We start from the raw sequence: 25361 nt of genomic DNA, 5'->3' as shown, positions 1-25361 counted from the left end.
TCGGGGGCTTGCGAGCGCATCCCAGAACCGCAGAATCCATAGTTGCGTCCGGCGAAGGCGGGTCTACTGTTTTACCGCAACACGCGGCTGATGCTGAGCCTCGCCGACAGCGAGAGGAATTCGTGGACGAGGCGACGCTTCAATTCTACCGCGGCCATGCCGAGGCTTACGCGGCGCGCGAGATCACCTCGCGTCGGGCAAGGCTGGAGGCGTTCGTCTCGCTGCTTCCACCTGGTGCTGCCATTCTCGAACTCGGATGCGGCGCCGGCGGCGACACCGCTGAAATGCTGGCGCGGGGCTTTGACGTGTCGCCGACGGATGGATCGCCGGAAATGGCGGAGGTGGCCTCGCGCCGTCTCGGCCGCCCGGTCGGGACGCTGCTGTTCCATGGCATCGACGCGGTCGAGACTTATGACGGCGTGTGGGCCAATGCCTGCCTGCTGCACGTTCCGCGCGATGAACTAACGCAGGTGCTATCGCTGATCTGGCGCGCGCTGAAACCCGGCGGCGCTTTCTTTGCCAGCTTCAAGACCGGTGACGCCGAAGGCCGCGACACGCTGGGCCGCTACTACAATTACCCGTCGCCGGATTGGCTGCGCGAAACCTACGCCAGCGCGGGCAACTGGAATTCACTTGAGATCGAGACCGGCGAGGTCATGGGCTTCGACAACCAGTGGGCCCCGATGCTGTTTGTCGTGGCCCGGAAAAGCCCCTGATCTGATGGTCCTTCAGTCCGGCAAGACAATTTTCCGCGTTCTGATCGTTCTCGCGATCGCTCAGGTAATCGGATGGGGCACGATCGGGCTTCTTGCGGTCGTGGGCGGGCAGGTCGCCGCCGATCTCCATATGGACATCTCGGCGGTGTTTGCCGGCAACTCGATCTTCTATGTCCTGATGGGTCTGTGCGCTCCGATCCTGGCAAGGCCGTTCACGCAATTTGGCGCCCGCCGGGTGATGATCGCGGGGACCATCATCGGTGCGCCAGGCTTCGTCCTGCTCTCGCTCGCACACGGCCCGATACAGTTTTTCGCTGCGTGGGTGATCCTCGGCACGGCCGGCAGCGCCACGCTGGCCACGGCCGCCTACATCATGCTCAACGAGATCGCCGGGCGGGATGCGAAGCGCGGCATCGGCGCCATGATGCTGGTGACCGGGCTTTCCAGCAGTGTTTTTTGGCCCACCACGTCGTTTCTGTCAGACGTTATGGGCTGGCGCGGAACCTGTCTGGTCTATTCCGGGATGCTGCTGCTGTTGTGCCTTCCGCTCTATTATTTCGGATTGCCGCGTCGAACCGAACCAAAAGATGAGGCGATTTTCGCGGCGCAGCCGGCGGGCACGTCACCTATCGTGAAAAAAAGCACGTTCTTGCTCATCCTGGCTGCGCTCGCGCTCAATGCATTCGTCGCCTTCGGATTCAGCGCCGTGCTGATCGAGCTCCTGAAGGTGGAGGGCCTGTCGCCGGCCACGGCCGTTACCTTCGGCTCGATGCTGGGCGTGATCCAGGTCAGCGCCCGGGGATTGGATTTTCTTGGCGGCGGGCGGTGGGATGGGATCACGACGGGGCTGTTTGCCGGCTCAGCTATCCCTGTGGCGATGTTTCTGCTGATGATCGGCGGCGGATCGCATTGGGCGATCGCGGCCTTCATTCTGCTGTATGGCATGGGCAGCGGCGCGTTCGCGGTCGCCCGGGCGACCATACCCTTGGTGTTCTACGACCAGGCCGAATTCGCCAAGGCGACCTCGCGCATTGCGCTGCCGCTCAACCTCATTTCCGCAGCTTCGCCTCCGGTTCTTGTTGGCTTGCTGACGAATTTCGGCAGCAACGCGCTGCTTGGCCTTGCGATGGCATGTTCGTGCGGGGCTCTCCTGATCCTGCTCTGGCTCAGGAAATTGCGTCCGACGACCGGGGCGATGGCCGCGAACTGATCGGGATAGGGGGGTGCCGGTATCAGAAGCAGTGGAAGATCGCCAGCGCCAGCACGGCCCGTGCGGGGCAGCCGACGGTGACGGCCAGGGTGGCGGAACACCGGTGGTGGGACTTGAGCAGATCGCGCTGTTTCCCGTGATTCGACGATCGCCAGTATTGACCGGCATTGCGACCTTTAGTTGAATGACCCACCGCGTCATGGCACACAGCCGTGGCGGATGGGGGCAGGATGTCGCGTATTGCGATCGTCATCGGGGTCAACAAACCGAAAGCGCCTGCGCCTCTGCAAGGCGCGGTGAACGACGCCAAGGCGTTTTCCGACTGGATCGCCAAGCAAGGTTTTGAAGTAAGGACCTTCACTGACGACAAGGGGCCGGTGGCATTCGCCAGCATTTTTAACGAGGTCGATCGCGTCGTTGACGCGGCCACCTATTCGCAGGTCGTCTTTTACTTCGCCGGCCATGGCTTTCAGAACGGCAGCTCGGAAATCTGGTTGCTCTCGGGCGCTCCGAACAACGCCAGCGAAGCGATATCCGTGGAAGCCTCGGTGATGGCGGCCCGGGAAAGCGGGCTCAAGAACGTGGTGTTCATCTCGGACGCCTGCCGGTCGATCCCCTCGCGAATGCAGGATAGCCGCGTCGATGGCGGCTCGATCTTTCCCAACGTGCCGCTTAAACGGCGTACGCGACCGGAGATCGATCGCGTGTTCGCAACGCTGCCGTCGCTGGTGGCGGTGGAAGCCGCGAAGGCGGACGACAACGCGCGCCTGGGAGGCATCTTCACGAAGGTGTTTATGGCGGGCTATCTCAATCCGCCGCCGGCCTTCATCGATAAGGTCCCGGAGAACGGCGGACTCATCGAGGTTGTGACAAACCGTAAACTCAAGGAGTTGATTTACGAACGGGTCCAGGATGCGGCCTCGGAAGAAATGCCAAAGGCAGGGCAAACTCCGGAGTTCATCCTGGAATCGGTACAGGCCTATGTTGGTCGTGTTGCGCGCGTTACCAGCCCGTTGAATGAGACGGGCTCGGGATTGGAGACCCTCGGTCCCCGAAGACGACTGGCCATGCGGAAACGTCTCCGGCGTGCGGCGCCCGTCCCGTCGGTGGCTGCACTGGCACTCCAGGCAATCGAAGCGGCTGCTCAGGGGCAGGGTGCCCGGGACGCGGCCGCGGCCGTTCGGAAAATCGGCCATGGCGCCAGCATATCCGACGCGATCGACCGCTATCTGGTTGACGCCCCGGTCGACCATTTTGAGACTCAGACCGGCTTTGCGGTGACCGGTGCGCAGGTTGTCGGGGCAACCTCGCCGCAATTTCCAGCCGAAATTCTAGGAACACAACTTGTACGCCTTCATCCGGCACGTATCGACGTTCCCTCGACAAGCGTGCTGATCGAATTCGACGGCGGCAGCGGCACGGTGTTGCCGGGATTGCGCGGTTACATCGGGCACGTCTTCGTCGACGGCGGCAGGGTAAGCAACGTCAATTACGTGCCATCGACGAACAGCAAACGGTGGAGCGAGTACCAGAACGTGCGCCGGGATATAGAGGCATTGCGCGCCGCCGTTGCGGCTGCCGCCAGCCTCGGCGTGTTTCGGATTGCGCCTCAGGAAGCACAGGCATTCGCCAACAATGTAAGACAACTCAAGGTATTCGATCCCGCGCTTGGTCTGTATGCCGCGTACGCCTTTGCCAGTGCCGGTATCGACGATCAGGTCGAATCGGTACTCGAGTACATGCGCCGGGACTTGGTCGCGGAACTGTTTGACGTTGCAATGCTGGCGCGCCGAGGAGTTCGGCCGCGCGAAGCCGGCGCAGATGCCGCAACCGATCTTCCGATCCTGCCGTTCTGTCCGATGTTGCGGCAGGGCTGGTCATTGCTGGCAGTGCGAGACGCCCAATTGCCGGATGCCATGCGCAAGGCACGCGATTGGTTGCTACCGGCCCTATGGACCACTTTCGCGCCGCAAGGCGTCGAGCTTTTACGCGAGGCAATAAAGCGGGGCGATTTGCAATGCGACTGCTGCTGATCCATGGCCGGGCGCAAGAAGGCAAGTCGTCGAAGGTCATCGAGGACGAGTGGATGGCCGCGCTTGGCCGCGGATTCTCGGGTATCGGCGTCAGAATGCCAGCCGGCCTGCAGATCGACGCACCTTTCTACGGCGACGAACTCCTGAAGCAACTGGCGCGTCACGACCTGCCTCCCGCCGACGGCGTCGCGACACGCGGCGGTGCCATGAACGACGAATATGCGGCATTCCTGGAAGATGTGGCGATCCAGCTCAGGAGCGATGACAAGGTTACGCATCGCGAGGTCGAAGAGGAAATGGGGCCGGTACCGCAGCCGCGTGGTCCGGAAAACTGGGAATGGGTTCAGGCCATCATTCGCGTCATCGATCGCCGCACCCCCGGCGTTTCAAACTACAGCATCGGACAATTGCTTCGTGACGTGTTCATCTACGCCAACGATTCCAAAACCCGGCGCGAGATCAACAAGATTGTGGCGGCTCAACTGACGAACGAGCCCACCGTAATTGTCGCCCACTCGCTTGGCTCCGTCGTTGCTTATGAGGTGCTGCGAGAGCATGCCGGCAACTCCGTGCCGCGGCTCGTCACGGTCGGATCTCCGCTTGGAATCCGCGCAATTCGCGACAAGCTCGCAACGCCGCTCACGATGCCGACCGGGATTCGGGACTGGTACAACGCATTCGATGACCGCGATGTCGTCGCGCTCTATCCGCTCAATGCCGAGAATTTTGCTATCAAGCCGCCGATCAAGAACTACCCGTTTGTGAATAATCACACCGACAATCGGCACGGCATCGCCGGGTATCTCGATGATGCCGATGTCGCCACTCAGATCGCCGCGGCGCTCGGCGCCTGACGGACCTACGCACGACCTGACAGGGCACGCTTCCGTGAAGAAGCCGTGCTGTGGATGCACGTAACGTTCGGGATGCCTTTCAAAGCACCTGGAAGATCGCCAGCGCCAGCACGGCTTGCGCGAGGAAGCCGACGGTGAAGGCCAGGGTGCGGAACACCGGCAGGCCCAGCGTGTAGACGATCAGATGGGCGACGCGGGACCAGAAATAGACCATGCAGGCCATCACGGTCCATTTGGTGGAATAGTCGGCCGCGTTGAGGATCAGGACCAGGGGGGCGAAGATGATGAGGTTTTCGACCGCGTTGTCATGCGCGAACATCAGCCGGTTGGCCCATTCCGAATGCGGCTTGTCGTTGCGCGAGGGATTGGCCATGGCGCCGGAGAGGCCGCGGATCTGACAGCGATTGATGATGTAGGGGACCCACAGCAGACCGGTCAAAATCACGGTCAGCGTCAGCCAGAACAGTTCACGCGTCATCGTTTCCCCCTCGCTCGATTTCGATTCCCGATACGGGATATCAGCTTATAGCCAACCCTGCGGGCTTGCGCTACGCGCGGACGCGAACGTAGCTGCCGGGCGCATCCTCGATCGGCGGCATCGCCTCGGAGCCGACCGCGCGCGCGGGCACCATCTCGGCGTCGAGGCCCTCCAGCCATTGACGCCAGTCCGGCCACCACGATCCCTTGTGCTCGGTGGCGTTCTTGAGCCACTCGGCCAGGGTGACGTCCTTGATGTTGTCGTTGGTCCAGTACTGATATTTTCCCGACGCCGGCGGATTGACCACGCCGGCGATGTGGCCGGATCCGGACAGCACGTATTTGACCGGCCCGCCGAAGAACTGCGAGCCGTACAGCACCGAATCCGCGGGCGCGATGTGATCTTCGCGCGTCGCCAGATTATAGACCGGCACCTTCACCTTCGAGAGGTCGAGCAGCGTGTTATCAAGCACCATGCTGCCGGTGGACAGCCGGTTCTCCAGGTAGCAATTGCGCAAGTAGAAGGAATGGTTGGCTGCCGGCATCCGCGTCGCGTCGGAATTCCAGTGCAGCAGGTCGAAGGAGGAGGGCGGTTGTCCCTTCAGGTAATTGCTGATGACGTAGGACCAGATCAGGTCGTTCGAGCGCAGCATATTGAAGGCCATCGCCATCTTGCTGCCTTCAAGCACGCCGGCCGCCTGCATGTCGCGCTCGAGCGCCGAGATCTGGTCTTCGTCGACGAACACAAGCAGATCGCCGGCATGGGTGAAGTCGACCTGGGCTGCAAAGAACGTCGCCGAGGTGACGCGCACGCGGCGCTTTTCGGCGAGCCACGCCAGCGTCGAGGCGAGCAGGGTGCCGCCGACGCAATAACCCGCGGTATGAACCTTCATCTCGCCCGTGACCTTTTCGATGACGTCCATCGCGGTCAGCGGTCCCTGCCTCATGTAGTCGTCAAACGTCTTCTTGCCGAGTTCCTTGTCCGGATTGACCCAGGAGATCACGAACACGGTGATGCCCTGATCGACGCACCATTTGATGTAGGATTTTTCGGGCTTGAGATCGAGGATGTAGAACTTGTTGATCCAGGGCGGCACGATCAGCAGCGGCGTGCGCAGCACGGTTTCCGTGGTGGGCGTGTACTGGATCAGCTGCATCAGCTCGTTCTGGAAAATCACCTTGCCCGGCGTCGTCGCCATGTTGACGCCGACGACGAGGTTGGAGGGATCGGACTGGCGGATGCGCAACGTGCCGCGGCCGGCTTCGATGTCCTCGGCCAGCATCTTCATGCCGCGCACCAGATTGTCGCCGTTCGACGCCAGCGTCTCGCGCAGCACTTCCGGATTGGTGAAGACGAAATTCGACGGCGAGATCGCATTGCTGATCTGCTGGACGTAGAATTCGGCCTTCTTGCGCGTATGCGGATCGATGCCTTCGGCGTTCTTCACCAGTTCCTGCGCCCATTGCGTGGTGAGCAGGTAAAGCTGCATCACGAAGTCGAAGAACTTGTTGGTCTTCCACTCCGGATCCTTGAAGCGTTTGTCGCGCGGCGACGGCTCGATCGCGGGCGGGGCCTCTTCGCCGGCCATGCGGCGCACCGTCGAACCCCAGAGATCGAGATAGGCTTTGGCCATCTTGACCTGCAGATCGGACGCCCGCTCCTTGTCCGAAAGCCAGTATTCGGCGACCGTGCCGAAAGTCTTGATCACCTCAGCGATCTCATTCGGCGGTTTGTCCCTCAGCTCACCGTTTTCGCGCGGCTTCAGGTAGGCCGCGAGCGCCTGGCCACTGCTCTCCATGGCCCTGGCGATGTTCATGGCGAAGGCTTCAGCGTTGAAGGATTTCGCAGCGTGGATTTCGGTGTTAACGTCGGTCATGTCTGGGACACTATAACTTCATTTCGAGTTCGTCACCGCGCCGATTGGCGGCGGTAGTATTGGGTTAATCCTGTTGCACTGCGATAAAATTTCTCCGTTCGGACACATTGAAGCCGCACCGTTTGAGTTACCTGTTCTGGCTTTAATCGTTTCGGGCGACAATGGTTTGAAGGGTTGCGGAGAATTTGACGCAGCTCGACGATCCAGCGCTGCAAGGCGCATACCAACAGCCCTTGCCAACGCGCACTGTGCAAACGATCTAAGGCAACGGGACAGGTATTGGGGACTTCCGGACGGATGCCGGTGGATCGGATCATAAGGCTGTGGTCGATGGCCGCGCTGCTCGCCACCGCGCTCGCGGTCAGCGGCTGCTCGACGTCGATCGCGGATTTGCCAGGTGTCGGCGTGCCGGGCGACGCGCCCGCGCGTCCGAAGGAAGCCGGCGGCTATCTGCCGGTCCACGACCTGCCGCCGGAGCGCGACGAGGCGGTCATCAAGCCGGCGGAGCAGGCCAAGATCGAGGCCGAACTGCGTGCCGCGCGGGATCGTCAGGCGGCCGCGGCCGCTGCGCCAAATCCTGCCGCCAAATAACCTGTCTGTCTTGACGCGTTCGTGACGCGATCCTGCCGCCGCCCCGGATCAAGTCCGGGGCAGGCTTTCGCTTGAAAACGCTATAGTCTCTGGCGCTGCGGGACGCCCGTGCTAAAAGAGCCTTAATTCAACCGCATCACGGTCCGGCACTCAGGATCCTGCGCCTGAATTCGCTCTAAATCATTGATTGAGCGCGAGTTTTGGACGAGGCCGAATTCGGCTTCGAAAACCGCAGATTCTACCGATTCTGTCCCGCTGGTCGTCGGAGCAAGGGTCCCATGGAAGATTTCTACCGCATCCGCCGTCTGCCGCCTTACGTGTTCGAACAGGTCAACCGGGCCAAGGCGGCCGCGCGGAACGCGGGTGCCGACATCATCGACCTCGGCATGGGCAACCCGGATTTGCCGACGCCGGCCCATGTGATCGAGAAGCTGAAGGATACGCTGGGCAAGCCGCGGACCGACCGCTATTCGGCCTCGCGCGGCATTACCGGGCTCCGCAAGGCGCAGGCCGCCTATTACGCGCGCCGGTTCGGCGTCAAGCTCAATCCGGAAACCCAGGTCGTAGCGACCCTGGGCTCCAAGGAGGGCTTCGCCAATGTGGCGCAGGCGATCACCGCGCCCGGTGACGTCGTGCTGTGCCCCAATCCGAGCTATCCCATTCACGCCTTCGGCTTCCTGATGGCGGGCGGCGTGATCCGCTCGGTACCCTCAGAGCCGACGCCGCAATTCTTCGAAGCGGTGGAGCGCGCGATCATCCATTCGATCCCGAAGCCGATCGCGCTGATCGTCTGCTATCCCTCCAATCCGACCGCCTATGTCGCCGACCTCGATTTCTACAAGGATCTGGTGGCGTTCGCGAAGAAGCACGAGATCTTCATCCTGTCGGATCTGGCCTATGCCGAAGTCTATTTCGACGACAAGAACCCGCCGCCCTCGGTGTTGCAGGTTCCCGGCGCGATCGACGTCACAGTCGAATTCACCTCGATGTCGAAGACGTTTTCGATGGCGGGCTGGCGCATGGGCTTTGCCGTCGGCAATGAGCGGATCATCGCCGCGCTGGCGCGGGTGAAATCCTATCTCGACTACGGCGCGTTCACGCCGGTCCAGGTCGCGGCCACCGCGGCCCTGAACGGACCGGATGACTGCATTCGCGAGATGCGCGACACCTACCGCAAGCGCCGCGACGCGCTGGTGGAAAGTTTTGGCCGCGCGGGATGGGATATTCCGCCGCCAGCCGCCTCGATGTTCGCCTGGGCGCCGTTGCCGAAGGCCTTTGAGGGCGTCGGCAGCATGCAGTTCGCCACCCTGATGGTGGAGAAATCGGGCGTGGTAGTGTCGCCGGGCGTCGCCTTTGGCGAGCACGGCGAGGGCTATGTCCGCATCGCCATGGTGGAAAACGAGCAGCGTATTCGCCAGGCCGCGCGCGGCGTGCGCCGCTTCCTTGAAAGCGGCATTGAAACGTTGCACAACGTGGTTCCTCTCGCCAACCGGCGGTAGGCATGATCCCGAAAAGCGGACTTCCGGTTTTCGGAACCAGATCGTGCTTGGTTAGGTCTCTTCGGCAGGTTTTTTGGTCATGGTCGCACCCCTGAAAGTGGGCATCGCGGGGCTCGGCACTGTTGGCGCCGAAGTCGTCCGCCTCATCGAAGCGCAGGCGCGGACCTTGTCGGCGCGCAGTGGACGCGGCGTGCGCGTCGTCGCCGTCACCGCACGCTCCAAGGTGAAGAAGCGCAAGCTCGATCTGCGCGGCATCGAATGGGTCAAAAGCCCGCTGGCGTTGGCCAATCACCCCGGCATCGATTGCTTCGTCGAACTGATGGGCGGTTCCGGCGATCCGGCGCTGTCGGCGATCGAGGCGGCGCTCAAATCAGGCAAATCAGTGGTGACAGCCAACAAGGCGCTGATCGCCAAGCACGGCGTGCGGCTGGCGAAGGCCGCCGAGAAGCATGGCGGCGCGCTGAACTACGAAGCGGCGGTGGGGGCTGCGATCCCCGTCATCAAGACCCTGCGCGAGGGGCTGGCCGGCACATCAGTCAATCGCGTCTATGGCATCCTCAACGGCACCTGCAATTACATATTGACCCGGATGGAGCAGGAGGGCCTGTCGTTCGCCGAATGCCTGAAGGACGCCCAGCGGCTCGGCTATGCCGAGGCCAATCCGTCGTTCGACGTCGATGGCCACGACACCGCCCAAAAGCTTGCGATCCTGGCCAGCCTCGCGTTCGGCACGAAGGTTGCACAGAGCGCGGTGTACGTCGAAGGAATCTCCTCGATCGCGCCGGAAGATCTGCGCGCCGCGGAGGAACTCGGCTATCGGGTCAAATTGCTTGGGGTCGCGGTGCGGACGGCGAAGGGAATTGAACAGCGCGTGCATCCGACCATGGTGCCGAAATCCTCCTCGATTGCGCAAGTGATGGGCGTCACCAATGCCGTCACCATCGACGGCGAGGGCATTCCGCCGATCACGCTGGTCGGCCCGGGCGCCGGAGGTGCGGCCACCGCGTCCGCCGTCGTCGCAGACATCGCCGATGTGGCGCGCGGGATTCGCGCCAAGCCGTTCGGACGCCCGGTTGAGCGCCTGCGCGCGACCACAAAAGCGCCGATGGAACGCCATGAGGGCGGCTATTATATCCGCCTGATGGCGCGCGACCTCGCTGGAACCGCTGCCACCATCGCGACCCGTCTGGCGGAACAGAAGATATCGCTGGAATCGATCGTGCAGCGCCATCCCGACGGCGTTGACGCCAACGGATCAACCAAGAAAGCGTCACCTGTTCCGGTTATTCTGATTACCTATGCAACGTCGGAAGATGCGGTCTATCGTGCGCTGGAAGCGGTGCAGCGCGACAAAGTGATCAGCGGCCGGCCGCAGGTGATACGGATTGAGAAGAACTAGCGCGCAATCCCCCGGTTCGCGCACATGCGCGATCCCCAGATTGTGCGCCACAAGAAACTGATATGCGGACCGAATGGTCCGCTGTGAAGACTCAAAGGAGTGCTTGTTATGTCGACCCATATTTCCGTTCCGCCGCAACTGTTGCTCGAGCGCATTCTCACGCTTGAAATCGTGCGGGTAACGGAACGCGCTGCGGTTTCGGCCGCGCGCTTGCGCGGCCACGGCCAGGAAAAGGCGGCCGACCAGGCCGCGGTCGACGCGATGCGGCGCGAGCTCAACAAGCTGCCGATCGAAGGCACTATCGTGATCGGCGAGGGCGAGCGCGACGAGGCGCCGATGCTGTTCATCGGCGAGAAGGTCGGCCTCAACGCCGGCCCGCAGGTCGATATCGCGGTCGATCCGCTCGAAGGCACCACGCTGTGCGCCAAGAACATGCCGGGCGCGATCGCGACCATGGCGATGGCCGATGGCGGCACGCTGCTGCACGCGCCTGACGTCTACATGCAAAAGCTGGCGGTCGGTCCCGGTTACGCCAAGGGCGTGGTCGAACTGGACGCTTCGCCCGCCGACAATGTGCGCCGGCTCGCCAAAGCAAAAGGCGTCGATCCCGCAGCAATCACCGTGCTGGTGCTCGATCGTCCGCGCCACGCCGACATCATTGCCGGCGTTCGCAGCACGGGCGCCGCGGTGCGCCTGATCACCGACGGCGACGTCGCCGGCGTGATTCATTGCGCCGACCCCGACAATACCGGCGTCGACATGTATATCGGCACCGGCGGTGCGCCCGAGGGCGTGCTGGCGGCGGCCGCGTTGCGCTGCATCGGCGGCCAGATGCAGTGCCGCCTGATCCTCGACTCCGAGGAAAAGCGCGAGCGCGCCTACAAGATGGGCGTCACCGATCCCAAGATGATTTACGGCATCGAGGACATGGCGCGGGGCGACTGCCTGTTCGCGGCGACCGGCGTTACCACTGGTTCCCTGCTGTCCGGCGTCAAGTTCCGCAAGGACGTCATCGAAACCGAAACCGTCGTGATGCGTTCGGTCACTGGTACTGTCCGCTACATCAAGGCCGAGCACCGGCAACTGGACAAGTTCCACCTCGATTAGAGACTCGATTGGAGCCGTTGGCTCTGATTGAAATCAGAGCCAACGCTCTAATCTCCTTGATTGTTCTGACGCGTTTTCTTGACGCGAACCGGTACCCACTTCGCTTGAAAACGCTTTGTGAGGAACATGGAAATGGCTGGAGAAATCATCATCCGGCCGATCGGCGAAGACGAACGTGCGGCGTGGAATCCGCTGTGGGACGGCTATCTCGCCTTCTACAAGACGGCGCTGACGCAGGACGTCAGCGATCTCGCCTGGTCGCGGTTTCACGATCCGGACGAGACGATGTTTGCGCTCGGCGGCTATGTCGATGGCCGGCTCGCCGGGTTCGCGCATTACCTGTTCCATCGCTCGACCTGGGCGCCGAAGCGATATTGTTACCTCGAAGATCTGTACGTCGCGGATGACGTGCGCCGCCATGGGCTGGGGCGTGCGCTGATCGAGGCGGTGTATCAAAAGGCCGAGGCGGCGGGGGCAAGCCGGGTCTATTGGCTGACGCAATCGAATAATGCGCAGGCGCGTGCGCTCTACGACAAGGTTGCCGACAATCTCGGATTCATCCAATACCGTAAGGTGCTTTAATCGTCGCGTCCGACCAATCAAGAACAACAAGGGCAGGGGGAGCAAGCATGTCTGATATTTCGGCGGTCAAAGCGCTGGTGTTCGATGTCTTCGGCACCGTCGTCGACTGGCGCAGCAGCCTGATCGCGGATTTCACCAAATGGTCGCAGACACGGGGCATCAAGGCGGATTGGACCGCGCTCGTTGACGGCTGGCGCGCGGTCTATTCGGCCTCGATGGATGAAGTGAGAAAACATCCCGAACGCGGCTACATGATCCTCGACACGCTGCACCGGCAATCGCTGGAAAAGCTGGTCGCGCAGTTCGGCATATCGGGCCTTGATGACGCCGATTTGCATTACCTCACCATGGGCTGGCACCGGCTGCATCCCTGGCCGGACAGCGTCGCGGGCCTGACGCGGCTGAAGACAAAATACATCATCTCGCCGCTCTCCAACGGCAACGTCGCGCTCTTGACCAACATGGCGAAGTTCGCCGGTCTGCCGTGGGACCTGATCACGTCGGCCGAATTGTTCGAGCATTACAAGCCCGATCCCGAAACCTATCTCGGCGCGGCAAAATTGCTGTGCCTGCCGCCGGAGCAGGTGATGATGGTCGCCGCGCATAACCAGGATTTGAAAGCCGCGCAGAAATACGGTTTGAAGACCGCCTTCGTCGCGCGCCCGACCGAATACGGCCCCTTGCAGAAATACGATTTCGAAGCCAAGGGCGACTGGGACATCGTCGCCAAGGATTTTGGCGGCATTGCCGACAGGATGGGGTGTTAGCAGCTGCGGCCTGTAGCCCGCATGAGCGGAGCGATATGCGGGTGTCAGTACGAGAGAACCCCGGATGTCGCTGCGCTCATCCGGGCTACGCTGGCCACTTCCGCAACTACGCGGCGCTCAATATCACGCCGTACCAGCCAAGCCCCCGATACGTCTCGTACCCCGGAGTCGCGTGAAACGCGACCAGCGTGCCTGATCGGTCCTGGTAGAAGCCGCTGCGCCGTCCATCCAGTGAAAGCTGCACGCGCTCGGTGAGGATGCCCTGGCCGTCGGAGGCCGCGATGACGCGGAATTGCGAATCGACCAGCAGCACACGGGCCTTGTCGGCGGCACCGACGCGCACGCCCTGGACGATGGCGCGGGCCTGCGCTTCCCAATCGAAATGGATCGCGAGAATGCCGGCCGCGGCGGCGTTCGCCTTGCCACCGGCGCGCACGCTGGCGCAATAAGTGGCGACCTGGGCGTGGCCGAGCAGGGGCTGGGATTCAACGTCGCCCGCGACATAGTCGTCGCCCGAGCGCAAAGCCCGCGCGTCGCGAAACCATTTGGTCGACGCCACGTTCTGGCCGACGACGCCATAGCGATCCGCCCGGCCGTTGGCCAGCACATTGCCGTCGAGGTCGCAGAGCCACAGATCCAGATACACGGTATAGGCGCCAAGAATCACCGCGAGCCGCTCCGACACATGCGCGACGGCCGAAGCATCGGGGGAGGCGGCGCAGTCGACGATGGCTGAATCGGTGGCCCACCAGCGCACGTCGCAGGTGCGCTCATAGAGGTTGCGGTCGATCAGCTCGATGGCGTTCAGCGACAGATCCACCATGCGCTCGCCGCGCGACCGGTCGCTCATGCGCGCGATCGAGTTCATCAAATTGCCGGTGCGGTTGGTGAGCTGGCTTTCAAGCTCGCGGGCAATGGTTTCGACCTGCTGGCCGACGTTGCGGACTTCCTGCGCAACCACGGCAAAACCGGCGCCCTGCGCGCCGGCGCGCGAGCTTTCGATCAGCGCGTTCAGCGCCAGCATCTTCATCTGGTTGGTGATTTTCTGGATCGATTTGGTCTTGTCGCAGGCGACCTGGTTGACCTCGGCGGTGAGGCGGGAGATCAGCGCGGAGATGTCGGATTCATCCTCGTCGGTCGCTGAATGGGCCGCGGTTTTGGCGGTCGATCTTGCAAGCGCGACGGACATCTGGAACTTCCTCTGCCTTCGCCCCCTCGATCGATCTCCTGCAGAGCGAATCGGGATTTAGGTGGGCGCACGTTCCATCCGTTGTCGCGAATCTTGCCTAATAGCGGGTTTAAATTCCGGGTCGGCTTGCGTAGTTGTACGGAGGCGAACTGCACGTTGTTTGTGCAGGTCATTTTTTAGGCAGCGACGGGACTCCGCAGCGCAACGACGCGAACCCCGACGGGTGAGGTCGGGGGTCGCCGGCGCTGGCTCAGTAGGTCTTCTTCGGGACCGAGGGCGGGGAAAAGGGGTTGAAGGGCAGGGTGCCGTTGCCCAACTTGCCGCCGGTCACCGCGTCCAGTTCTTTTGCCGTCAGTTCGATCGACTTTTCGTTCGCGCGTTCCATGTTGCTTCTCCTGTTGCTGTCCCGGTGCAACATTGCATCGGTCTGATCAGGACAATGACGGATCGGCGATGGCGGCGCTGTTCCCCGGGTGACAACCGGCGGTGAAGCCGGTTGGGCGCAATGCGCCCCGCAGGCTACGCAATGGTAGGCGTCGCCCGGATGAGCCAAGGTCGCGCGAATCCGCCCCCGATGATAAAGTCCGCGACGTCAGGGCGCTTTCCCGAGACTTGATCGTATCCGACCAAAGCCCAATGGTACGGAAGACATGTCCCGGCGGATATTATTGCAAGTTGCCGTAGGAAAAACCCTCGCCCGCCGGGCCAAGAAGGGGTGTCGATAATGCCAGATCCCGTCGCCTTGTTCGCCACCGTCGTCCTGCTGTTTCCGATGGGTTATTTCCTGCTGGCGGCGCCGGCCTTTCTGCTGGTGTCGCTCGACATTCCGCCGGTCACCCAGCTGTTGCGCGGCATGTTCAGCTCCTATTTCCTGATGGTGGCCATTGCCGGCGCCATTGGGACGGTCGCCGTTGCCATGACGGGCCGGCTGTTTGTCGCCATTGGAATTGCCTTGATCGCGGCCTTCGCGGTCTGGGCGCGCCGCTGGTTTCTGCAGCGGTGGGATGCGCAGCTTCGTGCCAGGGATGCCGGCGACGCCGGTGCGGTGCGCCGGCTGCGGCGGCTGCATTGGGGCGGCATGCTGTGCAATGCGGTCGAGCTGGCGGTTATCTTGATCAGCATTCCCTACGTCGTCGTCACGCCGGCCTGATCAGCGCGGCAGGGCGGACCCCTCACCCAACAAGGTTACGTAGAAGTCCGGAGAAAAACCGGCATGGCGGCAATCTCCCGTTAGGGAGGTTTGCGTACGATTATCCGTTATTGCTTGGAATGATTGTTCACCATTGCGTTCGCTGAACCGGAGAGACCGCAGAGTCGGCTTTCACAGGTGGCACCATGCTTGTTCATTTCGTTACCGATGAACCCACGAAGATTCCAGCCATCCGCGCGATGCTGGAGCCGCAATATGACGTTCAGCCCCAATTGCTGGGGACCGGCAACGCGAGGATCAGCTCAGGCGGCGTATTGATGGTTGACGCCGACCTGCGCAAGCCAGTCCCTGTGGAACAGATCAAGCGTGTCCTGCAGGACCTGCGTTGCGCTTCGGAAAAGCTGTTTGTCGTTCAGAACCATCTGCACCACATGGTGGCTCAGGCGTATGCACTTGGCGCGACAGCCGTGGTTTCGCGTCCAAAGGAAATCATATCGAAACTGCAGCAAATCGATGTCGCCCAGAGGGCCGCGCAGGCCGGCATTGCCGTCGCATCAACCGAGATCACCGATGGTGCGGCAGCCTTCGCATCCATGTTTGCGGCGATACGGGAGGGCAAACCGCTAACGCTTTCGAGTGCCGAGGACGCCACATCGGAGATCGTCAACGGTATCGAGCAAAACGGACTTGGCGTCTGGCTTGACGACGTGCGCCGCTATCACCAAGGCACGTTCCAGCACTGCCTGCTGGTCACGGGAGTGGCGGTCGGCTTCGCCCTGAGTATCAAGTTCTCCAATGCCGACGTAAAGCGGCTCGGACTGGCCGCCACTCTGCACGATGTCGGAAAGGCACGCATTCCCCTGGCTATTCTCGACAAGCCCGGACGTCTTGACCCGGGCGAAGAAGAGATCATGAAACGCCATCCGATTATCGGATACGAATTGTTGAAGGCTCTGCCGGGAATTAGCCCGGAGACTCTTGATGGCGTGAGGCACCACCACGAGTTTCTGGATGGTTCCGGTTATCCCGATGGGCTGACGGCGCCGGAGATTTCCGACCTCGTACGATTGTTGACGATATCCGACATTTTCGCCGCGCTCATCGAGTCGCGGCCGTACAGACCGGCAATGTCCCGGCAGGATGCCTACAAGATCCTGTGCGCCATGGATGGAAAGCTGGAACGGTCGCTCGTGAAGGTGTTTCAGAACGTGGCGCTAACGGCATGACCCAAAACTGCGGAATGAGGTTTGCGACGTTTTCTGCAAGGTAATTTCAGCCCGGACTTCTCATATGGAGCTAGACTAGCCATGGTGGCCGCAGCATCGCCGGATTCTATCGCGGGACTGACCGGGGCCGCAAAGGATGAGTCGGCTCAGCGGGATGCCCGAATTCTGAAGCAGGTGGCGGCCCTGTTCTTGTCCAATGTCGATCGCCTCCGTGAATCCCAGATAGCTGCGTTCGATGGCGTCCTTGTGCCCCTGATCGGGCGGATCGAGGCAGCAACCCTGGTCCACCTGAGCGAAGCCCTGTCCACGACGGATCTCGCGCCGTGCGAGACCATCCGCAAGCTTGCGTTTCACGATGATCCCTTGGTGGCTGCGCCCGTTCTGCGAAACTCCAATCGTCTGTCGGAAGCGGACCTTATTGAAATCGTCAAGACCCGTAGCCAGCAGCATTTGTTGGCAATCTCCGGCAGAAATACTCTCAGCGAAACGCTGACCGATGCGCTGATGAGGCTTGGCGATGTCAACGTCTCCAACGCGCTCGCGCGAAATGCGGGAGCGCGGTTCTCCGAATGCGGTTACGCGACGCTTGTCGGAAGGGCCGAGCGTGACGAAAGCCTCACCGAAAAGCTCGGCCTCCGACTGGACATTCCTGCGAATTTGCTGCGAGAGCTGCTCACAAAGGCGACCGACATCGTGCGGGCGCGATTTTTGACGGCACCGCGGCCGGTTGTGCAGGCGCGTGGGACGAACGCCAAACCGATCAACGCCGCTCCGCGAAAGAAGATTGACTACACCCAGGCGCAGGCCGAGGTCCTGGCGCTCAATCGCTCCGGCAAGCTCAACGATTCAACGGTGAACCGGTTTGCGGTTCGGAGCGAATACGTCCACGTGGTGGCAGCGCTCTCATTGTTGTCTGAGGTGAAGATCGAGGCAATTGAGCCATTGATGGAGCCAGAGCGGTTGTATGGACTGATCGTGGCGTGCAGAGCCAGCAGGTTAAGCTGGTCGACAATGACGATGATCATCCGCAATCGGCCAGGTTGCGCGCCGCCGACGCAACGCGAGCTCGATCAAGCTCACGAGGTATTTGACACCTTATTGCTGTCTGTGGCGCAGTGGACGGCGCGGTTCGGAGCCGATCGAATGGCGGCGAAAAAGATTAATTGTGCAGCTGCGGCACGGCAGTAGAAATCTGCGCTGACGTCAGGAGACGTCGAATGCCCACTCCAGAACTGCATTTTGGGCGTGGAGCAGAAAGGCTTTGGCTTCAATAACGCGACATGCCCGATGCGTCATGGCATCGGCGGATACCTCTTTGCCACGGGATACCGGAGGGCAGGGCACGAAGTCGGCCTCCGGGTGGAGCCTGTCCAGCAGTGTGGGCGTGACCTGATATTCAAGCAACTCCTCGGGTTCAGCATCGGCTGCCCAGCAATCGGTGACGACAAGGTCGGCATCAACAAGTTCGTTCATATCGGCGCTGGTGCGAAAGCGCAGCGTGGAAGCCGCGGCATCCTGGTCGAGCCATTTGTCGGGATGGACCTGGACGACGTTGATCGGCAGGACCGCCGCAGCCTCGATCCACGATCCCAGAATGTTGGATTTTGGAGCGATAACCCCGACCTTGATCCCCTCGATACGGCTGTGCCGGTGGAGGTGAAAGGCCAGATCGCCGAGCGTTTCGCAGGGATGGTTTTGCCGGGTACGGGCGTTGATGACAGGTGCGCGCGCCGAATGGGCAAGAGATCGCATGACGGCCAGATCCGGCGCACGGGTGACAATTCCGTCGAACCAATTGTCGAGGTAGGCGGCGAGATCAGGCAAATCCTCCCGCGTATCCCACCGCAATGGCGCATGGGTGCAAATGCCGCCCATGGCCTGGATGCCGAGGTCAAAGGCCGTCGTGTTCCTCCAGCCGGAGTCGTTCACCACGAGCACGATTCGACGGCCGGCCAGGCTTTGAACCATCCGCCGCTGGCGCCAGAACGCCGCCATGTTCTGGGCGCGCTCGATGATCGCCATCGCGTCGGAGGCATTCAGATCGCTGATCGCCAAAAGATCGCGGGTTTTCTCGTTCATGGTTCTCTTGCTTATAATTTCAATTACCGGCGTCCCATCCAGACGGTGCGCCCGGCGCGGGCGGCGTGGAACTACTTCTTCGGCTCCAATCCTACGGGCTTGTTTACAACCTTGGCTCGAGTGTCTCTAATGGATTCGGGGCTCTAGCGAACAATCGCATTGTTGTTCCGGTTTCCCTGAGGCGGTTCCTCAATGGCGAATGCTGGTGTGATGTCGACTGCGGCCGCAGATCTCGTCCGTAAGGCCGTCCTCCTTGCCTCTTCGTTGTTGTTCTTGGCCGCCCTGTCAGGCTGCCAGCCCGGTACGTCCGAAGGCATCAAGTTCGGCTGGTTTTACCGGATGGTCGTCGAACTGTCGCATGGCGGCGAGCCGCTCAATATGGAAGTCATTATCGGCTGCGGCTCGCAGGTCAGGCAAATCCCTGGCGAAGGGCGAAGCGCGCGCGCGATTTGGGCGCCTTACATCTTCGGAGTTCGCACAAAAAACGGCGAGGGCGTTTTGGTGCAGAGCCCGAATATCTGCGACCGGGATGTTGTCAAGGAGCCGGTGCCTGCCGATTTCCTTCCCGTTGTGTTCTGGGCGCCGGATGCTGGCAACCTGGAGTTTCTCGTCGCTTATCTTCACGAGAGCGCCTACGAGCAGCCGGTCTCGAAGCTGAAATTCCATCGCGCCACTATTACCGAAGCAACCGAAGCCGATTACAGGGCGTGGCGCGAGACCAAGTGGAAGGACAACATTGTCCCGATCGGAAGTCGGCGTGAAGATCACGTCAACGGGCGAAGCTATTTCCGTGGCGAAGGGTTTTTCCCCAAGGAAGATCCGCGCAACAAACTGTTGTTGCGCATGTCTTGCTATTCCTTTCTCCGGGTCCCCATTCCCTCCGATCTGCAGGAACTGATCAGGGCGCAATGGCCGCCGACTCATCCCCATTATTGGCTGCTTGGGTGGCCAATCGCGTGGCCGATCCTGTTCGAGGAAAAGCCGGACGTCACGCATTACTGGGAGAAATTTCGTGCCGAGGCCAGGCGGCGGGGACTCCTGGATCGCGAGGAGCCGCGCGGTCTTGCCACCTTCTATGAAGGCAAGGGAGTCAACCGCCGCTCCGGGGTGGGTCATCTCGAGCGCAATCCAAAATCGCTGGCCTCCGGTCAGGGGTTACGAATCCCGGTTCGCGTTGAGACAGGTTTTCCTTGGGCAACCGAGCGGATGAAGACACAAGGCGCGTTCGACCTTCACGCCGACACCGCGAACGGCGCTGACCAGGGTTTTGCTTACTGCTACCGCGACTTGTTTGGCTACTACTTCTCCCAGCCGCCGGTTGGAGAACTACGGGCGGCCGATCATCGCATCCTTATCGACGGCAAACTGATCGGAATCTGGCCGGAAGCAAAAACCATGGCTCCGGGCGCCGTCATCGTCGAGCGCGACGAATATCTCTGGCTCAAAAACGATTTCCCGCTGACGCATGAACTCGCGAGGATGCAATGAAAGCCGTCGGGCGGATTGAGCCGGAGGCGCAATCCGCCGTCACTGTCAGCTATTGCGTCTCCAGCGTAAACCCGATTTTGAGGGTCACCTGATAGTGAGCAATCTTGCCGTCCTTGATGTGCCCCCGAGTTTCGACGACTTCAAACCAATCCATGTTTCGGATCGTCTTGCCGGCCAGTTCGACTGCCGTATTGATGGCGTCCTCGATGCTGGTTTCAGACGAGCCGACGATTTCAAGAATCTTGTAAACATGATTCTTCATTTTGGACCCTCCCGGCCGATTGCACCCCTTGATGCATCCTTTCGCCCCGACCGAAGGCGACGATGCGACAACGACAAGGGATGTCGTGATTTCGCAGACAATAACCAGATGCAACCGGAGTGGTTCCCGATCGGCAAGTCATGAGCCAATCGCCCGACGAACTGCGACAAAACAACCCGACGGGCAAATCAGTTCTGCTTTTCGGAAATCATGTCAAGTGCAAATTTCCGAAAATCAAAAATATTTCCCTTTCCTTCGACCCAAATCACCGGCACATTCTTGCCATCCCGTCCCACTCAGAGGGGCGTCGGCCGTCGTCACGACGAGGGGCGGGGATGCGGTGGACGTTGAGGTTGCGATTGACGGTCGTGACTGACGCGTACGGCGAAAGCGTGTGGTCCTGGCGCTCGTAACGGCGTCAAGTCTTTCGGGAGCTAACGCTTCCGAGGGGCGACGGTGGCAATAGAGGCCGTCTCACCGGGGAGAGCGCGTCATAAGCCGTAAAGCCACTGCGCAGGGAATGTCGGATGTTCTCCGCTGCCCTGTATGCTCATGTGCAGCATTCTTATGCACAATCGCACATGAGACCGCGGGTGCAGCGCGCATCCGGCATTCCCTGCGCCCTCTGTCTTCGAGGGCGAAGAATTTGATAGCAAACCTCGGGCGACCAGCGCCGCGAGCTGTTGACGCACGTCTGCTTTGCTTTGACATTGATTTGGGAAGTGCGCAGAGATGGCGGGCTGACCCCAGGCCCGCTAGACCGAAAGCCCTATGACGCCTCCCGCCACCGCTTTGCCCGTTGAATTGCCGCCGGCGTTCCTCGGCGTGTCGCAATCGGCGACCGGCAAATTGTGGCGCGACCGGCTCGATGCGCGGGGGGCGGCGAAGGCGCTGGCGATCGTGCAGCGCTACCAGCTGCCGGAGATGCTGGCACGGGTGATCGCGGGCCGCGATGTCGAGATCGACGCCGTCGAGGATTTCCTCGATCCGACCATCCGCAAATTGATGCCGGATCCCCACACCGTGACGCAGATGGAGACCGCGGCCAAACGCATCGCGGACGCGGCCACACGCGGCGAGAAAGTCGCGATCTTCGGCGATTACGATGTCGACGGCGCCACGTCTGCGGCGCTGCTGACCTGGCACTTGCGCCATTGCGGGCTCGACCCCTTGATCCATATTCCCGACCGCATCTTCGAAGGCTACGGGCCCAATGTGGAGGCCGTGCGCGCGCTTGCAGGTCGCGGCGCGACGCTGCTGGTGACAGTCGATTGCGGCACCACCAGCATCGAGCCACTGGCGGAAGCACGAAAGCTCGGCATGTCCGTCGTCGTCATCGATCACCATCAAACCGGCGACGAACTGCCTGAGGTCGACGCGCTGGTGAATCCGAACCGGGCAGATGATCTTTCGGGCCTCGGTTATCTCGCCGCCGTCGGCCTCGTGCTGGTGACGCTGGTCGCCGTTAACAGGGAATTGCGCGGCCGCGGCTTCTGGAACAGCGAACGGCCGGAGCCGGATTTGCTCGGCATGCTGCATCACGTGGCGCTCGGCACCGTCGCCGATGTCGCGCCGCTGACCGGGCTCAACCGTGCCTTCGTCGCCAAGGGCCTGATCGCGATGCGCCGCCGCGACCATGTCGGGCACACCGCCCTGATGGACGTGTCGCGGCTCAATGGCCCGCCCGAGGCCTGGCACCTCGGCTTCATGCTGGGGCCGCGCATCAATGCCGGCGGCCGCATCGGCCGGGCTGATTTGGGCGTGCGGCTGTTGCTGGAAGGCGATATCTCCGAGGCCGCGCGGATCGCCGCCGAGCTGGATCGGCTGAACTCCGAGCGCCGCATCATCGAGCAGGCGGCGGAAGCGCAGGCCGAAGCCGAGGCGCTGGCTTCGCTCGGGCTCGAGGACAAGGGGTCGGTCATCGTCACGGCCTCCGAAGGCTGGCATCCCGGCGTCGTCGGCCTCGTCGCCTCGCGGCTGAAGGAGAAATTCGCGCGGCCGGCGTTTGCGATCGCATTGGAGCCGGGCGGCATCGGCACCGGTTCGGGCCGCTCGATTTCGGGCGTCGACCTCGGCAAGGCGGTGCGGCAGGCCGTGAAGGAAAAACTGCTGATGAAAGGCGGTGGCCACGCCATGGCCGCGGGCGTGACGCTGCGCAAGGAAAAGCTCGCGGAGTTTCGCGCCTATATGGAAAGCGCGCTCGCCGAAGACGTCGCCAGTTCCCGTCACGAAAACGAGCTGTTTATCGACGGTGCGGTGAGCGCCCGCAGCGTGACACCGGAATTCGCAGGCATCCTGAACCGCGCCGGGCCGTTCGGCGCCGGCAATCCGGAGCCTGTGATCGCGCTGCCGGCGCATCAGCTGGTCTATGCCGATGAAGTCGGACAAGCGCATCTGCGCGTGCGCTTCAAGTCCGGCGACGGCGTCATCGTCAACGGCATCGCGTTCCGGTCCGTCGGGCAAAAGCTCGGCCACGCACTGACGCAAAACCGCGGCCAGCCGCTGCATGTCGCAGGCTCGCTCGCGGTCGATCGCTACCAGGGCACCGAGCGCGTGCAATTGCGCGTGATCGATGTCGCCGTGCCCGATCAGGGACCGGCCGTGATCAGGTAGGTTCATCCACCAGACGACAAAACCAACAACCAAAAACGGGAGCAGACATGACAGGACAGGTTCAGGGAAAAGTCGCGCTCGTAACCGGCGGCGCATCCGGCATCGGCGCGGCATGTGCCGAATTGCTGGCGCGCGAAGGCGCTTCGGTTGCGGTCACCGATGTCGACGAGCTCAGGGGGCCGGAGGTTGTCGCCGGGATCAAGAAGGCCGGCAACGAGGCTGTCTTCCTGCAGCAGGACGTCACCAGCGAAGCGCGCTGGATCGATGTCGTAGCCGAGGTGATGAAGCGCTATGGCCGGCTCGACGTGCTGGTTTCCAACGCGGGCATCGGCATCGCGGTGCCCTCGATCACGGAGATGTCGCTGGAAGACTGGCGGCGGCAGACCGCGATCAATCTCGACGGCGTGTTCCTGTCGGTGAAGCACTGCCTGCCGGCGATGCGCAAGACCGGCGGCGGCTCCGTGATCATGATGTCGTCGCTCGCCGGCATTCGCGGCGCGGCCAGCCTGTCCGGCTATTGCGCCACCAAGGGCGGCGTCCGGCTGTTTGCGAAAGCGATCGCGATGGAATGTGCCACGTTCGGCGACGGCATCCGCGTCAACTCGGTACATCCGGGGATCATCGACACGCCGATCTGGGGCAAGATCCCGACAGAGGCGACGGGGCGCGGCCAGAACGCGCCGATCGATCCCGAGGAGCGGGCGAAGTTCGCGACGCCGCTGGCCCGCGCCGGCCATGCCATGGACATCGCGAAAGGCGTTTTGTATCTCGCCTCCGATGCGTCGAGCTACGTGACCGGAACTGAACTCGTCATTGACGGCGGTATGAACGCTGGCGGGGTCGCGCGGCCGGGGGCGTGACTATGTTTGTCCGTCATTCCGGGATGGTCCGAAGGACCAGACCTCAGATGCGCAATTGCGCATCGGGGAATCTCGAGATTCCGGGTTCACGCTTCGCGTGCCCCGGAATGACCGGACTAACCGCCTTGCCGCAGCCGCGCCAGCACCTTGAGCCCGCCATAGCCATCGGCCGGCAACAGGCCCATCTTGGTCTGGTAATCCCGGACCGCCTTCATGGTGTCATTCCCGACTCGGCCATCGGTGCCGCCGGTGTCGAAGCCGGCTTTTGTCAGCCGCGTCTGCATCTCCTGCACCTCGGCCAGCGTCAGCGCGCGTTCGGAGCCCGGGAAGGGATGAATGAACGGCGGCGCGCCGAGAATGCGGTCGCCGAGATGGCAGATCGCAAGCGCATAATTCATCGACGGATTGTAGCTGCGCACCGCATAGAAATTCGGCCCGAGCAGGAACGCCGGTCCGCCGGCGACCGGCACCCACAATTGCGCGGATGCATTCGGTTGCGGGAACGGCTTGCCGTCGGCGCGGGTGACGCCGGCGCCGGCCCACGCCGCATAGGTGCGGTTGCCGCTGCCGGACGCGCCGCCGGCGCGGACCTCATAACCCCAGTGTTCGCCGCGGTGGTACTTGCCGCGATTGACCAGATAGCGCGCGCTCGAGCCCAGCGCGTCGTCCGGCCTGCCGAACGGCGAGACGCGGCCGTCCTTGTCGTAGTCCATGCCGACATTGAGCCAGACTTCCGGCATCCACTGGGTATGCCCCATCGCGCCGGCCCAGGATCCCCGCATTTCCTCCGGCGTGCCCCAACCGCGGTCGACGATCTTCAGCGCGTTGATCAGTTCGGTTTCCCAATAGGCGCGGCGGCGCGGCTCGTTCCAGGCCAGCGCTGCGAGCGAGGGAAAGATCGGGCGCATATGGTTCTGCTGCACCAAGGGATCGCCAAAGGCGGATTCAACGCCCCACAGCGCCAGCAATGTGCCGCGCTCGACGCCAAAGTCCTGCTCGATCCTAGTGAACAGCGCCTCGTTCTTCCGCAGCGCTTCCTTGCCCGCCGTGATGCGCCAGTCCGAGGCGCGGCGATTGACGTATTGCCAGATCTGCTCGTGGAATTCCGGCTGCTTCTGCATCTGCCGGAACACGGACATGTCGGGCTCGATCCGGCCCATCACGCGGCTCCAGGTCGCGTCCGATATGCCTTTTGCCAGGGCGCGAGCGCGGAAGGTATCGCGCCACTGGTCGAAGCCGGGCGGCGCCGCGGCCAACGCGGCAAGCGGATTGGCGAGCACAGCTGCGGCGCCGATGCCGGCTTGCAGCAGGGCACGGCGGGTCGGCGATCTCAGAGAATCGAACGGGTCCATGGCGGTATTGTACGGGGCAGGGTGCGCTCA

The 25361-nt window shown here is 62.2% G+C and carries 23 protein-coding genes; 16 read left to right on the top strand and 7 right to left on the bottom strand.

Annotated features, from left to right (window positions below; all coding sequences use genetic code 11):
- Positions 1 to 122 precede the first annotated feature (122 nt).
- From JQ597_RS00830 to JQ597_RS00815, 4 genes are all read left to right on the top strand, one after another.
- Positions 123 to 716 carry a class I SAM-dependent methyltransferase gene (locus JQ597_RS00830; protein WP_212261804.1) on the top strand — a complete coding sequence of 198 codons (594 nt, stop codon included), beginning with the start codon at positions 123 to 125 and terminating at the stop codon, positions 714 to 716.
- A 1-nt stretch (position 717) separates the two neighbouring features.
- A complete protein-coding gene (locus JQ597_RS00825; protein ID WP_502754156.1) occupies positions 718 to 1926 on the top strand; it encodes an MFS transporter in 1209 nt (402 codons plus the stop codon).
- A gap of 230 nt (positions 1927 to 2156) precedes the next feature.
- A complete protein-coding gene (locus JQ597_RS00820) occupies positions 2157 to 3959 on the top strand; it encodes a caspase family protein (RefSeq protein ID WP_212261796.1) in 1803 nt (600 codons plus the stop codon).
- On the top strand, positions 3944 to 4813 hold the full coding sequence (locus tag JQ597_RS00815; RefSeq protein ID WP_212261793.1) for an alpha/beta fold hydrolase: 870 nt from the start codon (positions 3944 to 3946) through the stop codon (positions 4811 to 4813). The genes JQ597_RS00820 and JQ597_RS00815 overlap by 16 nt, the downstream gene beginning before the upstream one ends.
- A gap of 79 nt (positions 4814 to 4892) precedes the next feature.
- Here JQ597_RS00815 and JQ597_RS00810 read toward each other — a convergent pair whose 3' ends face one another.
- Both JQ597_RS00810 and JQ597_RS00805 read right to left on the bottom strand, forming a co-directional pair.
- Positions 4893 to 5291 (bottom strand): MAPEG family protein, encoded by a 399-nt coding sequence (locus tag JQ597_RS00810; RefSeq protein WP_212261790.1) that lies wholly within the window; start codon positions 5289 to 5291, stop codon positions 4893 to 4895.
- 70 nt (positions 5292 to 5361) lie between these two features.
- On the bottom strand, positions 5362 to 7167 hold the full coding sequence (locus JQ597_RS00805) for a PHA/PHB synthase family protein (RefSeq protein ID WP_212261786.1): 1806 nt from the start codon (positions 7165 to 7167) through the stop codon (positions 5362 to 5364).
- A 297-nt stretch (positions 7168 to 7464) separates the two neighbouring features.
- On the opposite strand from JQ597_RS00805, the gene JQ597_RS00800 reads away from it, so the two are divergent.
- The 6 genes from JQ597_RS00800 (at position 7465) to JQ597_RS00775 (ending at position 13112) form a co-directional block, all read left to right on the top strand.
- Positions 7465 to 7758, top strand: coding sequence for a hypothetical protein (locus JQ597_RS00800; protein ID WP_212261783.1), 294 nt, complete (start codon positions 7465 to 7467; stop codon positions 7756 to 7758).
- 278 nt (positions 7759 to 8036) lie between these two features.
- Complete coding sequence (locus JQ597_RS00795) at positions 8037 to 9257, top strand: LL-diaminopimelate aminotransferase (protein WP_211995011.1); 1221 nt, start codon at positions 8037 to 8039, stop codon at positions 9255 to 9257.
- Between the two features lie 79 nt (positions 9258 to 9336).
- On the top strand, positions 9337 to 10656 hold the full coding sequence (locus tag JQ597_RS00790; RefSeq protein ID WP_211995012.1) for a homoserine dehydrogenase: 1320 nt from the start codon (positions 9337 to 9339) through the stop codon (positions 10654 to 10656).
- Between the two features lie 108 nt (positions 10657 to 10764).
- The gene (gene glpX, locus JQ597_RS00785; RefSeq protein ID WP_212261782.1) at positions 10765 to 11763 is read left to right on the top strand and encodes a class II fructose-bisphosphatase; all 999 of its coding nucleotides are present in this window, start codon (positions 10765 to 10767) and stop codon (positions 11761 to 11763) included.
- A 132-nt stretch (positions 11764 to 11895) separates the two neighbouring features.
- Positions 11896 to 12345 (top strand): GNAT family N-acetyltransferase, encoded by a 450-nt coding sequence (locus JQ597_RS00780; protein WP_212261779.1) that lies wholly within the window; start codon positions 11896 to 11898, stop codon positions 12343 to 12345.
- Between the two features lie 47 nt (positions 12346 to 12392).
- Positions 12393 to 13112: a haloacid dehalogenase type II gene (locus tag JQ597_RS00775; RefSeq protein WP_212261778.1), complete on the top strand. Its 720-nt coding sequence runs from the start codon at positions 12393 to 12395 to the stop codon at positions 13110 to 13112.
- A gap of 106 nt (positions 13113 to 13218) precedes the next feature.
- Here JQ597_RS00775 and JQ597_RS00770 read toward each other — a convergent pair whose 3' ends face one another.
- Together JQ597_RS00770 and JQ597_RS38015 are read right to left on the bottom strand one after the other, a co-directional pair.
- The gene (locus tag JQ597_RS00770) at positions 13219 to 14301 is read right to left on the bottom strand and encodes a methyl-accepting chemotaxis protein (protein ID WP_212261775.1); all 1083 of its coding nucleotides are present in this window, start codon (positions 14299 to 14301) and stop codon (positions 13219 to 13221) included.
- Positions 14302 to 14551: 250 nt separating this feature from the next.
- Positions 14552 to 14686, bottom strand: a complete 135-nt coding sequence (locus JQ597_RS38015) for a hypothetical protein (RefSeq protein WP_283813379.1) — start codon at positions 14684 to 14686, stop codon at positions 14552 to 14554.
- Between the two features lie 339 nt (positions 14687 to 15025).
- On the opposite strand from JQ597_RS38015, the gene JQ597_RS00765 reads away from it, so the two are divergent.
- The 3 genes from JQ597_RS00765 to JQ597_RS00755 all read left to right on the top strand — a co-directional run bounded on the left by JQ597_RS00765 (position 15026) and on the right by JQ597_RS00755 (position 17865).
- Positions 15026 to 15451, top strand: a complete 426-nt coding sequence (locus JQ597_RS00765; RefSeq protein WP_212261773.1) for a hypothetical protein — start codon at positions 15026 to 15028, stop codon at positions 15449 to 15451.
- Between the two features lie 185 nt (positions 15452 to 15636).
- Positions 15637 to 16677 (top strand): HD-GYP domain-containing protein, encoded by a 1041-nt coding sequence (locus JQ597_RS00760; RefSeq protein WP_212261770.1) that lies wholly within the window; start codon positions 15637 to 15639, stop codon positions 16675 to 16677.
- Positions 16678 to 16758: 81 nt separating this feature from the next.
- Positions 16759 to 17865, top strand: coding sequence for a DUF2336 domain-containing protein (locus tag JQ597_RS00755; RefSeq protein WP_212261768.1), 1107 nt, complete (start codon positions 16759 to 16761; stop codon positions 17863 to 17865).
- A gap of 15 nt (positions 17866 to 17880) precedes the next feature.
- On the opposite strand, the gene JQ597_RS00750 is transcribed toward JQ597_RS00755, so the two are convergent.
- Entirely contained in the window at positions 17881 to 18756 is an 876-nt protein-coding gene (locus tag JQ597_RS00750) for an ornithine carbamoyltransferase (RefSeq protein ID WP_212261765.1), read from the bottom strand.
- Between the two features lie 192 nt (positions 18757 to 18948).
- Here JQ597_RS00750 and JQ597_RS00745 point away from each other — a divergent pair, with 192 nt between their 5' ends.
- The gene (locus JQ597_RS00745) at positions 18949 to 20244 is read left to right on the top strand and encodes a hypothetical protein (RefSeq protein WP_212261761.1); all 1296 of its coding nucleotides are present in this window, start codon (positions 18949 to 18951) and stop codon (positions 20242 to 20244) included.
- Positions 20245 to 20293: 49 nt separating this feature from the next.
- On the opposite strand, the gene JQ597_RS00740 is transcribed toward JQ597_RS00745, so the two are convergent.
- Positions 20294 to 20506: a dodecin gene (locus tag JQ597_RS00740; RefSeq protein ID WP_212261757.1), complete on the bottom strand. Its 213-nt coding sequence runs from the start codon at positions 20504 to 20506 to the stop codon at positions 20294 to 20296.
- A gap of 771 nt (positions 20507 to 21277) precedes the next feature.
- On the opposite strand from JQ597_RS00740, the gene recJ reads away from it, so the two are divergent.
- Positions 21278 to 23119, top strand: coding sequence for a single-stranded-DNA-specific exonuclease RecJ (gene recJ / locus JQ597_RS00735; protein WP_212261754.1), 1842 nt, complete (start codon positions 21278 to 21280; stop codon positions 23117 to 23119).
- A gap of 47 nt (positions 23120 to 23166) precedes the next feature.
- On the top strand, positions 23167 to 23979 hold the full coding sequence (locus JQ597_RS00730; protein WP_212261752.1) for a glucose 1-dehydrogenase: 813 nt from the start codon (positions 23167 to 23169) through the stop codon (positions 23977 to 23979).
- Between the two features lie 116 nt (positions 23980 to 24095).
- On the opposite strand, the gene JQ597_RS00725 is transcribed toward JQ597_RS00730, so the two are convergent.
- Positions 24096 to 25331 (bottom strand): lytic murein transglycosylase, encoded by a 1236-nt coding sequence (locus JQ597_RS00725; RefSeq protein WP_212261750.1) that lies wholly within the window; start codon positions 25329 to 25331, stop codon positions 24096 to 24098.
- Positions 25332 to 25361: the final 30 nt, after the last annotated feature.

This window comes from Bradyrhizobium sp. AUGA SZCCT0177 (genome assembly GCF_018130125.1).
Classification (GTDB): domain Bacteria; phylum Pseudomonadota; class Alphaproteobacteria; order Rhizobiales; family Xanthobacteraceae; genus Bradyrhizobium.
The sequence above is the reverse complement of the archived record's forward strand: the minus strand, read 5'-3'. Positions and strand labels throughout refer to the sequence as shown.